Genomic DNA, 14542 nt, shown 5'->3' on the forward strand with positions numbered 1-14542 from the left:
AGGAGGATAAACATGAATTGGAATCAACTGATCGAGCAAACGCTGGATCTCACGCGAACGAATATTTCCCGTTTTCAATCCGGCTTTCCGCATGTCAGCCAAGGAGACGGCAAGTACCAGTTGGTGGAGCATACCGATTGGACCGAAGGCTTCTGGTCCGGCATCTTGTGGCTCAGCTACGAGTACAGCCGGGACGAAAAGATCCGTCAAGCAGCCGCTGCGGCCACGGCGTCTTTTCAAGCTCGGCTTGCGAAGCGGAGCCATTTGGACCACCACGACATCGGGTTCCTGTATCTGCTGTCCACCGGGGCGCAGTGGATCGTAGAGCATGATGAAGCCGCCCGGCAATCGACGCTGGAAGCGGCCGGTTTGCTGAGGGAACGGTGGAGACCGGCCGCCCGTATTCTGCAAGCCTGGGGGCCCGAGGGCGATGAAATCAACGGCGGCCGCATCATCATCGATTGCCTCATGAATTTGCCTCTGCTGTATTGGGCCAGCCAGCAAACCGGGGATCCGGGGTATGCCGACATCGCCCGGATTCATGCCGAGCAAAGCCGGCGATTCCTGGTGAGAGGCGACGGCTCGTCGTATCACACGTTTTACTTCGATCCCGCGACGGGCGATGCGGTCCGGGGCGGCACGCATCAGGGCTTTCGCGACGGCTCGACCTGGACGCGGGGGCAGGCTTGGGGAATCTACGGTTTTGCACTGGCCTACCGTTATTTCAAGGATGCGGCTTTTTTGGATACGTCCAAACGCCTGGCCCGTTATTTCATCGAGCATCTGCCCGAGGATCAGATTGCGTATTGGGACTTTGATGCGCCGCAAACCGATGGCGAACCGCGGGACAGCTCGGCTTCTGCCATCGCCGCGTGTGGGGTTCTGGAGCTTGCGGAGCATCTGCCTGCCGATGATCCGGACCGGGCGGAGCTTCTGGCCTTTGCCGAGCGTTCCGTGGCGTCGCTGGCGAAGCATTGTTTTTCAGACGGCACGAACGGGGCCAGGGAGGGCGAAGACGAAGGCGAAGGTTTCCTGCGCCACGGCTCCTACTATGTGAGGGGCGGCATCGCAACCGATGATTATGTGATCTGGGGGGATTATTTTTTTCTCGAAGCGTTGATGCGCCTTGGACACGGAATCCCGGGATATTGGTACGAACGCGGGCGCTAATTCGCGGAATCCGGCGGATGCCGTATGAAAACGGAGAAATGTTCTATTATTGGCAATAATGTGTAATTTCGTTCTATTTAAACGTTGTTTTGTTTCTATTTCGGCTTGGGGTGGCGTGATACGCTTGTATCGGTACCGGGAGAACCAAGGTGATCGGGGGATGGATTTGTAAACGATTTCAAATTGAGGAGGCGGGAAAACGTGAAGAGGGGAAAAGGTTGGCGAATCGGGCTTTGGTTTGCGGCGTTGATGACGCTGCTGCCGGCAACGACGGGATATGCGGCTGCGGAGCTTACGGAGGTTCCTTACCCGATGGATTCCAGCAATCAGGCGGGATGGTGGTCGCCGCTGGATACGTATGGAACGGGGAATGAATATGCTTATATGGCGTATAATGCACCGGGGAGCACCGCAGGTATGCATACGGTATATATTGCACGAAGAGACGGTACCGGGGCTTGGAGCAATATCCCGGTCATGAACGGTTCCGTCGTGGCTGAGTATCAAGACGATGTGGGGCATAACCAACCCTCCATTGCGAGGGACGGCAGTGGCCGGTTCCATGTGTTTGCCTCGATGCATGATAACAACTGGCGGTATTTTCGCTCGGACACGGTGGGCGGGGCTCCCCAGAATCATTCGGCGAATCTGCCCGGCCCGGATATGAAGATTTCTTATCCGATCGTCAAAACCGCGCCGAACGGGGATTTGTATCTCTTCGCACGGGCCGCCAAGGATCCTGCGGGCAAACGGGAAGGCGTCCTGTTCCATTGGGATAATGCCGCCTCGACCTGGAGCCAGATCGGAGTGGTTGCATCCACGCTGAATCGGTCCGTTTATCCGGACGACTTGGCTTTTGATGCCAACGGGGATATGCATATTTTGTTCGAGTGGGCGCATTTTGCCGCCAGCGCCTTGCGCCATGAGCTGTCGTACCTGAAGTACAGCCCGGCTACAGGCGTCTTCACCAAGGCGGATGGAACGCCGGTGTCTATTCCGGCAACGTTGACTACGGCCGATATCGTCCAGCCTTTAGCTCCTGGCGAAACTTACGTGCAGAGCGGCGACGATCCGGGCGGACCTGGCGTGCAAAGCGCCAAACTGACGATGGACTCCGAAGGACGGCCGATCATCGCTTACCGTTACCGCGAGGCAGGAAGCGCGAATTTCGCCGTGAAGCAAGCAACGTACGGAACGGGAGGATGGGAGCTGCAGACCGTCTTTGATGCCTCTGCGACGCGGGCTGCGGTGGATGTCACCTGGACCGGCACGGAAACCCGAATTTATTACGTGAAGCAAAGCGGAACGGATCGGGCTTTTGTGGCCGTGAATTCAGGCGGAACCGGCTGGACCGAAACCTCGTTGGCTCCCGGCAAACCAATCGAACGACTTGCGGTGGAGCGCAGCGCCAAAGGCGTCGATATCCTGTACCTGGTGGATATCCCGAATCTCAAGCTCTATTACGGCAGGAATTACTGAAGCAGAAAATACAAAAGCTCTTGGACGGGTGTCCAAGAGCCTTTTTTTACCTTTTCCAAGTCTCAACGCTTCACCCAAGCCAGCTGCAAATCCATCTCACGGATGCATTCGTCGGTGTCGTACCGGTTGTTGTCGATCAGCGGCGTTACCGCGTAGGCCTGCATTTCTTCCGCCGCATGCGGTCGCAGGATCGGGTCCAGCGAGTCGAGATCATTGATCTCTTCGTCCAGCCACCGGGTCATGTCCTCGGGGGACAAAATCGCCGGCATGCGGCGCTCAAATTCTCCGATCAGCGGATTGGCGTCCGTCATGACGAGGGTGCAGGTGCGAAGCGGCTCGCCGCGCGTATCCCGCCAAATTTCATACAGGCCGGCCACGCCGAACATGCCGCGGTTTTTCAAAACCACCCGAACGGGGTACTCTTTCTTACCTTCCTTCTTCCAATAATAGAAGCCGTTGCAGGGGATGACGCACCGCTGCGTGCTGATGATCCGGCGATAAGTCGGATTCTGGTGGACATTGCGGAGATCGGCGTTAACCGCATCTTTGCCCCAATAAGGAACGAACCCCCAGCGGAACTCGTCGAGCACCCGCTCCCCGTCTTGCTGAAGCACAACCGGTGTGGGCTGCGTAGGGCTGATGTTGAAGCGGTTCTTGTAATAACTCATCACTCGCCCGATTTGAAAATGCTCCTGAACCTCCGGCAACTCGGCCGCCATCGAAAACCGTTGACACATGAAAGTTTTGCCTCCTTTACTCAGTTGTCCTGTAGTATTTGCTAAAGGAGGAAAATCATGCTTGACTGCTAGGCAGTTGAACGGTGACCGAAGTGCCATGGCCTACTTTACTTTTGACATCGATGGTTCCTTGATGCGCGGTGACGATCTGCTTCACAATCGCCATTCCTAATCCAGTGCCGCCTGCAGGAGTATCCGTTGAAGTCCCCCGGTAATACCTCTCAAACAGATAGGCGATGCTTTGTTCATCCATTCCTTTTCCATTGTCTGTAATCTGTACTTGGATATGAGAGCTCCCTTGGATGTGCACAATAATGGATGTACCTGCTGGATTATGAACAACGGCATTGACTAATAGGTTTGAAAAGGCTCTTTTCAGCAGTACGGCATCCCCCTCTACATAAAAGGGGTTCTCCCCGCCCCATATTTCAAAGTGGTTTGCCTTATCCGGAGGCATATTCGCTGCTTCAGCAACCGTTCGGCGAATTAACTCCACCAACTCGATCCTTTGTGGGGAAAACTTAAAACCAATGGACTGGTCCATCTGAAAAGCGATTCCAAGGTCATTGATAAGTTCTTCCATATAGTTGGCTTTATCTCGAATCAATTGTAAAAACTCGTTTTTCTCGTTTTGGCTCCACTCATGTTCACCCGATAAAAGCATGTCCGTATAACCCGTGATATAAGACAAAGGGGTTTTCAGATCATGGGTAACGCCCGCCGCCCATTCCTGTCTTAATTGTTCAAACTCTTGCCGTTTACGCTCATTGTCCTGCAAGGTCAGGGAAAGAGATTCAAGATTGGCGTAGACCTCCCTGTAAAGTCGGCTAGAAAGAGAGAAAAAGCGCTTTTTCCTGTCAAGGGCCAGATATTCCCCATTTGATAACTTTTTGATTTTCATTAAAATATCAGCCATCGGCCGCGCAACATAATAACCATAAAACAAACAATACAGAAAGTAAGCCAAAATAATGATTCCCGTTGTTAGGTTAACGAAGAAGAGCTTCTCCGGCTGCCTCAGCACGACAATATAGAAAACAGCAGGCAACGAGACGGTCAAGAACAGCAGGATCTGATGTATGATAAAATTCAATGTAAAACGGACGACCAACTTGCCATTTGTAAAATTTACTTTCATATCAAGTCACCTTGTTTGGGAGGGACAAACTTGTAACCAATCCCTCTTAGAGTAACGATCCAAGAGGGCTGTTTTGCGTCTTGCTCGATTTTTTTGCGCAGGCGCATGATATGAATGGCCACCGTCTTCTCGTCTCCAATGCTGTCATAGCCCCATACATGCTCGTACAATTGCCCTGCGGTAAATATCTGATTAGGGTGGCCGGCGAAAAACAGAAGAAGCTCAAATTCTTTAGCCGGACAAGGAATTTCCTCTCCATTTACCCATAATGCAGCAGCCTTTTTATCAATGACAACAGAACCGAAACGATAAATCTCCGTTGACGGCGCAGTTCCTTGATATTGTTCCAGCCTTCGAAACTGGACATGGATACGTGCGGCTACTTCCAAGGGATTAAATGGCTTTGTTATATAATCGTCCCCTCCAATCCCAAGTCCGGTTAATTTATCCAAATCACTGGAGCGGGCAGTCAAAAATAGAATAGGGACGGCGGTATACCGGCGGATTTCCTGACACAATTGGAATCCGTCCATATCGGGTAACATGACATCCAATACAATTAGGTCGTACGGATGATGGCTTATTTTCTCCAAGGCTTCCTGACCCGTAAAAGCACTGCTGATGGCCGTATACCCTTCCTTGCGAAGGATGGTTTCAAGCATCTTGACAATGCCGGGTTCGTCATCGATGATGAGTATCTTTTGTAAGCGCAACCTTCCTTCCTCCTCTCTTGCCAGGGTGATCTCAATATTCTATTATCTAACGAAATGGATTACATGACCACTAAATCGATACGTCGCGTTTCTTGAATACGTACCAGCTTAGAAGTGTCAGTACAGCGATGTATGCAAGCAACACGGCGATGGAAAAGTTCAGCGTCATTTCGGGTCTAGCCGGTAGGTGGAAAATGTACAGGCTTATGTCGCTGTTGGCAAAAGGAAGGAACTTTAACCATTTCATTTTGGCTGTCGCTTCAATCATGGAATTGCCCACGATCATAATAAACAACGAGATTCCCAGCGCCAAGGCACTGTTGCGCAGAACCGTGGATACTGCGAAAGCCAGGGTGACGTAGCCCATGACAGGGAAAATACTTAAGCCGTACATTTTTATGATCTGCATTAAAACATTCAACTGTACAACTTGTCCCTGCGGGTTCAAAAATAAATCAGTCATGTGGATGTTGCCCCATCCATAAAACAAAGCATTTGCGGCATAACCGCATACGACCAGGAGCGTCAGCATAACGATGGCGAACAGAGACACCGCAATATATTTGGAAAACAGAATTTTAGCGCGGCTGTGCGGGCGGATCAGCAAGAGTTTCATCGTTCCGGTCGTATATTCCCCGGCTACCATATCCGCAGCCATGATGATTGCGAACACGATGACCATTTCGATTAAGCCGGAAAAAGTGAGCAACGCTGACCACGGATTATCAGAGGGGGCCGGAAAGTCGTGTTCCAAGCGATACTTCGCAATCTTCAACTTATTTTCCGCATCGGCACGTAACGTAGGAGATAACTCCGTAATTTTCAAACGTTCTTCATACTGCTGAACGAGTTGTGTTGTTTCAGCCCGCCAATCCGGGGAATTCGTGTTGTTGATTTTGCCTAAGATCGAAGAGCTTATAGTGATGACAAACAGTAAGATCAAAAGAATCCATGTTAATTTCCGGCTATATATTTTCATGCTTTCGTTGGCAACCAATCCGATCATTTTTCCCCCTCCGTTATCTCCAAAAATTTATCTTCCAAGGTCTGCTCCTGCACTTGAATGCCGTATACCTGAATACCCGCTTGCAAGAGGAGCTTATTGACGGTTGGTATTTCATCTCGGTTCAACGGAATCAACAACTGCCCCGGCTGTCCAGCCGGCAAAGCTGTCTTATTTAAAGCGGCTAACAGATTTTTTGCCTGTTCGATTTGGGAAGGTTCAACGGTGATGCAAACATGAGAACTTCCGCTATTATGGACAAAGTCTCGTATGCTTTGGATACGGACCAGCCTTCCGTTTTGCAGAACACCCACTCGATCACACATTAATTCCATTTCGGACAGTAAATGGCTTGAAACGAAAACAGCAACGCCTTCTTCATGAGCAAGTCTCTTTAAGTAGTTCCGCAATTCGTGAATCCCGGCGGGATCAAGCCCGTTCGTCGGCTCATCCAATATAAGAAGAGACGGACGGTGCAGAAGGGCTTGAGCAATTCCCAGCCGTTGCCTCATGCCAAGGGAATAGGTCTTCACTTTGTCGTAAATCTTGTCCTTTAGTCCAACGATTTCTACAATCTCTTCAATACGGGCTTTGGTTACGCCGGGAATCATCCGTGCATAATGCTTTAAATTTTGATCCCCTGTCATGTATTTGTACAAATCCGGATTCTCAACAATGGCTCCTACATTCCGAATCGCCTTGTTGAAGTCTTTGGTAATACTGTGTCCCTTAATGAGAATATCTCCCCGAGTGATCTTGATCAAACCTACCATCATGCGAATGGTGGTCGTTTTCCCCGCTCCGTTGGGGCCTAAGAAACCAAATACCTCTCCGGCCGGAATATCGAACGACAGATCGTCCACGATCGTCTTTTTTCCGATTCTTTTCGTTGCGTGCCGAAGCTGTACTACCGGTGTCTGATTCATAAATTCATTTCCTTTCTATCGGGTTTAAAACCCTTTCCTGCGATTTCAAGCCAATTATAAAAAGCAAAAGTAAACGGAAGGTAAATAGGGAACAAACCTGTCGCAAACTTTGTAGATCCAACCTGGATTCATTTTCTTTTCTCGCTGTACAGGCACGCCTAGGCCTCCGCCCACATACAATGAAATGACCCAAAATGAAGCGAGGTTGTATTCATTGTGATGTGAATCAGCAGGAGGTGTCATCTTTGCCTGGATTGTTTACCGCAATTGCTTTGTTCATTAAACAGCTGACTTTGCTCGTATCGTATGTGAAAAATAATGCGTTTCCACAGCCCCTGACCGAAGAGGAGGAAACGAAGCACCTGCAGCGAATGGCGGAAGGGGACGCGGTGTCCCGCAATATTCTGATCGAGCATAACTTGCGGCTGGTGGCGCATATCGTGAAGAAATTCGATAACACCGGCGAGGATCTGGAGGACCTGATCTCGATCGGGACCATCGGTTTGATCAAAGCCATCGAGAGTTTCCGGCCGAATAAGGGGACGAAGCTGGCGACCTTTGCAGCCCGCTGCATTGAAAACGAAATCCTCATGCATCTGAGATCGCTGAAGAAAACGCGCAAGGACGTATCACTGCATGATCCGATCGGAACGGATAAAGAAGGCAATGAAATCACCTTAATTGATATTTTGGGGACGGAAGCAGATGATGTGGTGGACCGGGTCCAGCTCAAGATGGAGAAGAGCAAAATCTATCGTAACCTGGACATTCTGGACGCGCGGGAGCAGGAAGTGATCAAAGGGCGGTTTGGGCTGGAGCATGGGGGAGAAGAACGGACCCAGCGCGAAATCGCCAAGGAGCTCGGCATCAGCCGGAGTTACGTGTCGCGAATCGAGAAAAGAGCGCTCATGAAGCTGTATCATGAGTTTTATAAGAAAAAGTAAGGGTCAGCAACACTATAGCTAGACTGAAGCAGGCTCGACCTGTTGCCAAGGCTCGCCGATAAGGCGAGCCTTTTTAAATTCATGACTCAACCATTAAGCTGCTTGTTGCAATTCAGTCCGTATAAAATGCCCCCATTTTCGCATACAGGCGATGCATATGACCAAACCTGCCAAGCTGAGGATGCCCCAGGTTATCATCGTGATTTTCCAACCTGAATGTTCGCTTAATACGGCGATCCCGTAAACAGAAATGGCGCTTCCTACGTAAGTAAATGCATTCAGAATGCCGGAAATCGTGGAGGCCCGATTGAATTTGGCGAAGTATAACGGCAGTTGGTTGATAAGCATTAAATTGATCCCGTGCATACATCCCGTAATGAGAGCCATGAGCAGAATCGAAAATCCTGCGCTCGTTGTAAACAAGCCTGCAAGCAGTGCGGCGGACAGACACGCGAGTCCCCATAGCCAAGAAGAAACCAGTAATTCATTGTTCAGCCATCGATGAATTCTTGCGGCAGTCGCGACACTCAATATCGTAAATAGGGGGAGCACAGCAGTGCTTAATATCGAAATGGAGGTGCTGTAGTTGAAAATATCGTTCACGTAGGTAGGCACCCATGTTGTAATTCCGTCCCGTAATGCACCTTGAAGGATGACGACCAGCATGATCGGTAGTAAGCCTGATGTAAGGAGCAAGGTGCTTGTCTTCAAAGTTTGCGTAGATGTATTGGTTTTCTTTGGGGTCACGGTTGTCTGCTGCAATGTAAAACGCTTCATGCTTGTGAACCAAATCAAAGCAGTAACGATCCCCAGAATTCCGGGAATGATAAAGGTTAGGCGCCAGTTCGCTATCCAAATACAGAAAGGGGCAAGCACGTAAGAAACGATGGTTCCTATGGAAGCCGAAGAGGCGACATAGACGTTGGCTTTTCGATAATCCGTATAGGATAACGTTTGAGACATCACCCGTACGAGCGGTGGCCAGAGCATCGCTTGGAACACGCCGTTGATACACCATAGAATGGTCATCAGATCAATCCGACTCATCGATGAGACGATGAAATTACATAATGAGGTTCCGAATAAACCGATCAAAATCATAAGTCTCGGTTTAAATTTGTCGCCTAATATGCCGAAAATCGGTTGACAAATGCCATAGATGATGGAGCTGCCAACGATGGCCATACCCGCTGCCTTGTTGGATACGCCTAGGGAATGCGTAATTTCTGAGATGGCTACTGTGAAGTTAAGTCGGGTCATATAGCTTGTGAAATATACGAGGCAGCATAACATGCTGATCGTTAAGAAGGTTTGATTCGCTGCTTTGATTCTAACCATGATGAGTACTCCCTATGATTGAATTCGCTGCAAACTACAGCAATGGATATATTTCAGACCAGATTACGTCTAAGATCTCCTGCATACGTTCCTCGTGGCTGTTGACGGCAATAACTGCTTGGTGATGAGGGATAACAATACAGAATTGACCATACATGCCGTCCGCCCGAAAGGCATCGTGAGTGCATCTCCAGAATTGTGCGCCATACCCTTGATTCCAATCCGCGCTTCCGGCGGTATCCATCTTCTTGCTTGTCACGAAGCTGATCCAGTTCGCTGGAACAAGTTGTTGTCCATTCCACGCCCCTTGTTGTAACAGAAATTGCCCGAAGCGGCTTAATTCCTCTGTGCTGATGTATAATCCAGTGCATCCAAGCGTTCGGCCTAATGGACAGGTGTCCCATTGAATATCCTGCATGTCAAGCGGCTCGAACAACCGAGGCATTAAATAGTCGCGCACCGTTTCGCCTGTGGCAGCCTGCAAAACAGCCGATAACATAAAGGTGTCGCCGCTGCTATAAATAAAACGCGCTCCAGGTGCATGGTCTAAAGGGAGCGACATGTAATGCTTTACCCAATCCCTTTCTGTGAGATGCGCACGTTCTTCATAGGATAATGGACCTGTATCATGCCCCGATGACATCGTGAGGAGATGAAGCAGGGTTATTTCTTCTGCGAAATGGGTGCACTCATCCCGAGGCAAAGCTTTGTATTCCGGGAATACATCGCCAAGCTTCGTACTCAAGGATAGCTTACCTTCGTGAATGGCCATGCCAATGGCGATACACGTGAAAGATTTACTAACGGAGTGCTGTAGACGGCGTTGATCTTTCGAGAATTCAAGACGGCCCACGGGAACCCCGTGTTGCCGAATAAGGATGTTAGAAATATTCAATTGTTGCGCTTGAATGCGTATTATGAGGTCGTTAAGCGGCAGCATGAAATTCCTCCTCACAAATGGGTGAAAGCGTGCAGATCCCTTATGTAACAGTCATAGAAACGTTTCCACATAAAAGTTTCATTTTTCGTTCCTTGATCAGTATACACCAATAATTTCCCAAAAACCAAAACATATATCACGATTGAATTCATAAAAACATACTATCATATGTTAAAAATAGATTTTTTTGTTATAATTCTGCATAACCTCTTTGGATATTTAAAATATTAAGTGTTGACTGTAACGCGATAAGAGGAGTAATATTGTTTTTGCAAACGGATTCAGCAAGAAAAACAGAATGATTATGAGGATTGTGGAATCGTTTCCTCATCATTTTCATGGTTTTCTATAAGGAAGTACAAATGGGGGTACGAATCAACCAAATGAATATTAAAGATATTGCAAGGTTATCCGGTGTGGGCATTTCAACCGTATCTCGAGTTCTGAATAATTCAGGATTCGTGAGTGAGGAGACCCGCGCCAAGGTTATGGCGGTGGTGAAAGAGCATAATTATGTCGTCAACCGCAATGCTCGCAATCTCAAATCTCCGCAGTCAAAGACGATCGGGCTGATGGTTAAAGGGATCGCCAATCCCTTCTTCTCGAATATGATTCGCGAAGTGGAGAAGCAAGTGAACTTGAGAGGATATCCTCTCCTGATCCAGCATGTGGAGGACGGGAGCGATGAGATCAGCGTTGCAGCACAGCTCGTCAAGGAGAAGAACTTGCAGGGGGTGATCTTCTTCGGGGGGACCTATGATCACTCGGCAGAAAAATTCAGACAGTTATCGATTCCTTTCGTATTGACGACGATTACGACGAATCAGGACGTAGATCCCAGCCTCTTCTCCAGCGTCATCATTGATGATGTATTAGAAGCTTACAAGGCGACGAGCTACCTGATCTCGCTGGGCCACAAGAAGATTTGTTTCCTGGCCAGATACCCGTTGTTCGAGAACACGACAGGGAACAAACGTTTTATTGGGTATAAGCAGGCATTGGAGGAGCATGGAATTGAGTTCGATCCTGCATTAATTGAGGATTGCGAATATAGTCCAAGCTCGGGATTTGCGGCAACGAAGCGTTTATTGAATAAGCAGAAAGGTTTTACAGCTATTTTTGCCGCGTCGGACGCCATTGCGATTGGGTCGGCGAAGGCGTTGCTCACCGCAGGCTTGTCCATTCCGGATAATGTATCCATCATCGGGTTTGACGGGATTGAGATGGCGGAGTATTACCATCCCGCGCTGGATACCATTATTCAACCGGGTGTTGAGATGGCAAGCAAGAGCGTGGAAATTTTGTTTGATTTGATGAACCGCCAATCCGAAAACAAACACATCGTGTTTGAATCAAAGCTTGCCAAACGGGGTTCCTGCAAGAAAATGAACTAGCCTGATCATGCGAAGGAAGGAGGGGATCTACTGTGGCTTTGTTAACCATCGAAACAGGTTCTCCCACCTTGCGCATGACAACCAGCATTCACGTCATTTCACCGTTTGATGCGGGGCGTCAAAATAATGGAACGCTTTATCTATTACACGGCGCAGGAGATAATGCCAGCACCTGGCATCGACTGACGACGATCGAGCAATATGCCGCACAGTATGGATGTACCGTGATTATGCCAGGAGTAAATCGCAGTTATTACACGGATATGTCGTATGGTTTGGATTACTTCACGTATGTAACCCAGGAGCTGCCCGACTTGTGCAGTCGAGTCCTGAAGTTCAATACGGATCCGGAGAAGACGTTTGTGGCCGGGCTCTCGATGGGAGGTTATGGCGCCTTGAAATGTGCCTTAACCTATCCGGAGCGTTATCGCAAAGCGGTATCACTATCCGGTGTGACCGATATTCAAAGGCGATTGCGGGACCCGGCAATGACTCCTGAAGGAATTCGAGAGATGCAAGGGGTTTTCGGTGAGCAGCTTCAAGTTGAACCGCGAGATGATCTCTATGCATTGGCAGTCAAGCTTCTGCAAGATGGCGGGAAGCGGCCTTCTCTACTTGCATGCTGTGGTGCAGAGGATCCGTTCGTTCAGATGAATCGGGAGTTTGCACAATATATGAGTACGACGGCATTCCATTATCGATACGTTGAGACGCCTGGAACGCATGATTGGCGATTCTGGGAACAACATTTAAAGACAACATTTGAGTTTCTCTTTGGGTAATCCGAGATTGGATGCTCGAGATCTGACTCAACCAGGGTGAGGGGATGTACATTGAAATCGGATGCTGCAGTGGTACCTGTTAAAAGATCGGAATCGGCAACGCGAGCGCTGTTCAGGAACATCTGGAAGAACCGGATGGTGTATACCTTGTTGATTCCAGGATTGGTTTGGTTATTCCTGTTCGCATACATGCCGATGGGCGGCTTGTCACTGGCGTTTAAAGAATTTAAAGCGAACTTAGGCATTTGGGGAAGTCCATGGATTGGCTTCGAAAATTTCAAATACGTTTTCCGCGATCCGGCTTTTAGTGCCGCGGTATGGAGGACGATTTACGTTAATGTGATTAAGATGGCTATTACGTTCCCGTTTCCCATCTTACTCGCCTTATTACTCAATGAATTGCGAATGAAACGCTACAACAAAATGCTGCAAACGGTATTTACGTTTCCGCAGTTTCTCTCGTGGATTGTAGTTTCGGGGATCGTAATCAATCTGTTAGCGTATGACGGTTTTGTTAATAGTATTTTGACGATGCTTGGGTTTCATACAATTAATTTCTTGGGATCAGAGAAGATGTTTCTGCCCTTGTTAATTATTTCAGACATATGGAAATCGACCGGATGGGGAGCCATTATTTATCTGGCTGCGATCTCCGGGATTGATATGGACCAATATGAATCAGCACAAATCGATGGGGCTACCCGACTTCAACAGATGTTTAAGATTACGTTGCCGAATATTATGCCGACGATAACGATCATGTTTATCCTTGCTGCAGGCGGGTTGATGTCTTCCGGTTTCGACCAAATTTTCAACTTGGCGAATGCGGCGACGAAGAATGCTTCCGAGGTACTCGATGTGTACATCTATCGAATTACCTTCCAGTCTTCAACTGATTTCTCATTCTCAACCGCAGTCAGCTTGTTCCGGTCTGTGATCAACATGGTTCTGCTTCTAGCAGCAGATAGGGCCGCGAAGTTACTAGGCGGAGATGGTTTGTTCCGTTAGAAAGGAGGGGTTAAGAAGTGGCACATGAACTTAGGAAAAAGAAGAAGTACACCACCCTGGATTACGTCATTTTCGCCATTCTTACCATTTGCGGGCTGGCGATTATTATTCCGTTCTGGAATGTGATCATGATCTCGTTCTCGACCCAGAAGGAGTATGCAAGCAATCCGTTAATGCTGTTCCCTAAGCATCCTACCTTAAAGAACTACAGTATGCTATTTGCGGATGGACGCATTATTACGGGTTACTTGAATACGTTCAAATTGCTTCTGCTCGGCTTACCGATCAGCATGTTCTTAACGACGAGTATGGCGTATGGTTTGAGCCGCAGGACGTTTCCAGGCAAGAAGCTGATCATGATGCTTGTTCTGTTTACGATGATTTTCAATGGAGGAATTGTCCCTCTTTATCTGGTCATGAAGTCTTTATCGCTTACAGGGACCATATGGGCTGTTGTTCTGGCGGGTTCGTTCAGCGCCTTCAATATGATTCTTATGATGAACTACTTCTACGGTTTGCCGGAAGCGTTGATGGAATCCGCCCGTATCGACGGTGCCGGGGAATGGAAGATTTTGTTTAGAGTGATTTTGCCGCTATCTGCGCCGATTCTAGCAACCATTACATTATTTTATGGCGTAGGGATTTGGAATAGCTGGTATGATGCGATGGTCTTCCTGCGGAAGGCGGATCAGATGCCTCTACAAAACGTACTCCGCAGTATTATCGTGGAATCTCAGACAAGTTCAGCGAATGCAACCAGTATGGGGGCTGTCACGAAGGATACCTTCTCGACAGGGATGAAAATGTCGGCCGTATTCGTCACCATGGTGCCGATTATGTGCTTCTTCCCAATGTTGCAGAAGCACTTCTCCAAAGGGGTTATGACTGGGGCTATTAAGACCTAGATCATGATAGTCATATCGCAACACGGTGTTTTACGCAATTCTCACTAAATCCTAAGGGGGATACA

14 protein-coding genes are annotated in these 14542 nt (G+C 48.6%); 7 read left to right on the forward strand and 7 right to left on the reverse strand.

The features are described 5' to 3' along the window. Positions 1–12 precede the first annotated feature (12 nt). Complete coding sequence (locus tag BN3795_RS10965) at positions 13–1170, forward strand: glycoside hydrolase family 88 protein (protein ID WP_068784719.1); 1158 nt, start codon at positions 13–15, stop codon at positions 1168–1170. A 201-nt stretch (positions 1171–1371) separates the two neighbouring features. After that, positions 1372–2649, forward strand: a complete 1278-nt coding sequence (locus BN3795_RS10970) for a BNR-4 repeat-containing protein (protein ID WP_198524696.1) — start codon at positions 1372–1374, stop codon at positions 2647–2649. A gap of 62 nt (positions 2650–2711) precedes the next feature. Here BN3795_RS10970 and BN3795_RS10975 read toward each other — a convergent pair whose 3' ends face one another. The 5 genes from BN3795_RS10975 to BN3795_RS10995 all read right to left on the reverse strand — a co-directional run bounded on the left by BN3795_RS10975 (position 2712) and on the right by BN3795_RS10995 (position 7166). After that, positions 2712–3386, reverse strand: a complete 675-nt coding sequence (locus tag BN3795_RS10975; RefSeq protein WP_068784720.1) for an SOS response-associated peptidase — start codon at positions 3384–3386, stop codon at positions 2712–2714. Positions 3387–3441: 55 nt separating this feature from the next. Further along, complete coding sequence (locus BN3795_RS10980; RefSeq protein ID WP_068784721.1) at positions 3442–4524, reverse strand: sensor histidine kinase; 1083 nt, start codon at positions 4522–4524, stop codon at positions 3442–3444. After that, the gene (locus tag BN3795_RS10985) at positions 4521–5237 is read right to left on the reverse strand and encodes a response regulator transcription factor (protein ID WP_110945136.1); all 717 of its coding nucleotides are present in this window, start codon (positions 5235–5237) and stop codon (positions 4521–4523) included. The genes BN3795_RS10980 and BN3795_RS10985 overlap by 4 nt, the downstream gene beginning before the upstream one ends. Positions 5238–5307: 70 nt before the next feature. Further along, on the reverse strand, positions 5308–6243 hold the full coding sequence (locus BN3795_RS10990; protein WP_068784722.1) for an ABC transporter permease: 936 nt from the start codon (positions 6241–6243) through the stop codon (positions 5308–5310). Further along, on the reverse strand, positions 6240–7166 hold the full coding sequence (locus BN3795_RS10995; RefSeq protein WP_068784723.1) for an ABC transporter ATP-binding protein: 927 nt from the start codon (positions 7164–7166) through the stop codon (positions 6240–6242). Before BN3795_RS10995 ends, BN3795_RS10990 begins: the two co-directional genes overlap by 4 nt. A 245-nt stretch (positions 7167–7411) precedes the next feature. On the opposite strand from BN3795_RS10995, the gene sigK reads away from it, so the two are divergent. Next, positions 7412–8110, forward strand: coding sequence for an RNA polymerase sporulation sigma factor SigK (gene sigK, locus BN3795_RS11000; protein ID WP_059044522.1), 699 nt, complete (start codon positions 7412–7414; stop codon positions 8108–8110). Between the two features lie 93 nt (positions 8111–8203). Here the strand turns inward: sigK and BN3795_RS11005 are convergent, their stop codons facing one another. After that, positions 8204–9448 (reverse strand): MFS transporter, encoded by a 1245-nt coding sequence (locus tag BN3795_RS11005; RefSeq protein ID WP_068784724.1) that lies wholly within the window; start codon positions 9446–9448, stop codon positions 8204–8206. 34 nt (positions 9449–9482) lie between these two features. After that, entirely contained in the window at positions 9483–10388 is a 906-nt protein-coding gene (locus BN3795_RS11010) for a serine hydrolase domain-containing protein (protein ID WP_068784725.1), read from the reverse strand. Between the two features lie 383 nt (positions 10389–10771). On the opposite strand from BN3795_RS11010, the gene BN3795_RS11015 reads away from it, so the two are divergent. The 4 genes from BN3795_RS11015 (at position 10772) to BN3795_RS11030 (ending at position 14477) form a co-directional block, all read left to right on the forward strand. Beyond that, complete coding sequence (locus BN3795_RS11015) at positions 10772–11782, forward strand: LacI family DNA-binding transcriptional regulator (RefSeq protein WP_068785355.1); 1011 nt, start codon at positions 10772–10774, stop codon at positions 11780–11782. 32 nt (positions 11783–11814) lie between these two features. Further along, entirely contained in the window at positions 11815–12564 is a 750-nt protein-coding gene (locus BN3795_RS11020) for an alpha/beta hydrolase (RefSeq protein WP_068784726.1), read from the forward strand. Between the two features lie 135 nt (positions 12565–12699). After that, entirely contained in the window at positions 12700–13572 is an 873-nt protein-coding gene (locus tag BN3795_RS11025) for an ABC transporter permease (RefSeq protein WP_110945174.1), read from the forward strand. Between the two features lie 17 nt (positions 13573–13589). Further along, positions 13590–14477: a carbohydrate ABC transporter permease gene (locus BN3795_RS11030; RefSeq protein ID WP_068784728.1), complete on the forward strand. Its 888-nt coding sequence runs from the start codon at positions 13590–13592 to the stop codon at positions 14475–14477. Positions 14478–14542 lie beyond the last annotated feature (65 nt).

Origin of the sequence: Paenibacillus phocaeensis (assembly GCF_900021165.1) — a bacterium.
In the GTDB taxonomy this organism is placed as follows: domain Bacteria; phylum Bacillota; class Bacilli; order Paenibacillales; family Paenibacillaceae; genus Fontibacillus; species Fontibacillus phocaensis.

Excerpts from the sequence above, each read along its gene's own strand:
- BN3795_RS10965 (WP_068784719.1), top strand. The coding sequence starts at position 13 with ATGAATTGGAATCAACTGATCGAGCAAACGCTGGATCTCACGCGAACG.
- BN3795_RS10975 (WP_068784720.1), bottom strand. The coding sequence starts at position 3,386 with ATGTGTCAACGGTTTTCGATGGCGGCCGAGTTGCCGGAGGTTCAGGAG.
- BN3795_RS10980 (WP_068784721.1), bottom strand. The coding sequence starts at position 4,524 with ATGAAAGTAAATTTTACAAATGGCAAGTTGGTCGTCCGTTTTACATTG.
- BN3795_RS10990 (WP_068784722.1), bottom strand. The coding sequence starts at position 6,243 with ATGATCGGATTGGTTGCCAACGAAAGCATGAAAATATATAGCCGGAAA.
- BN3795_RS10995 (WP_068784723.1), bottom strand. The coding sequence starts at position 7,166 with ATGAATCAGACACCGGTAGTACAGCTTCGGCACGCAACGAAAAGAATC.
- BN3795_RS11005 (WP_068784724.1), bottom strand. The coding sequence starts at position 9,448 with ATGGTTAGAATCAAAGCAGCGAATCAAACCTTCTTAACGATCAGCATG.
- BN3795_RS11010 (WP_068784725.1), bottom strand. The coding sequence starts at position 10,388 with ATGCTGCCGCTTAACGACCTCATAATACGCATTCAAGCGCAACAATTG.
- BN3795_RS11015 (WP_068785355.1), top strand. The coding sequence starts at position 10,772 with ATGAATATTAAAGATATTGCAAGGTTATCCGGTGTGGGCATTTCAACC.
- BN3795_RS11025 (WP_110945174.1), top strand. The coding sequence starts at position 12,700 with ATGGTGTATACCTTGTTGATTCCAGGATTGGTTTGGTTATTCCTGTTC.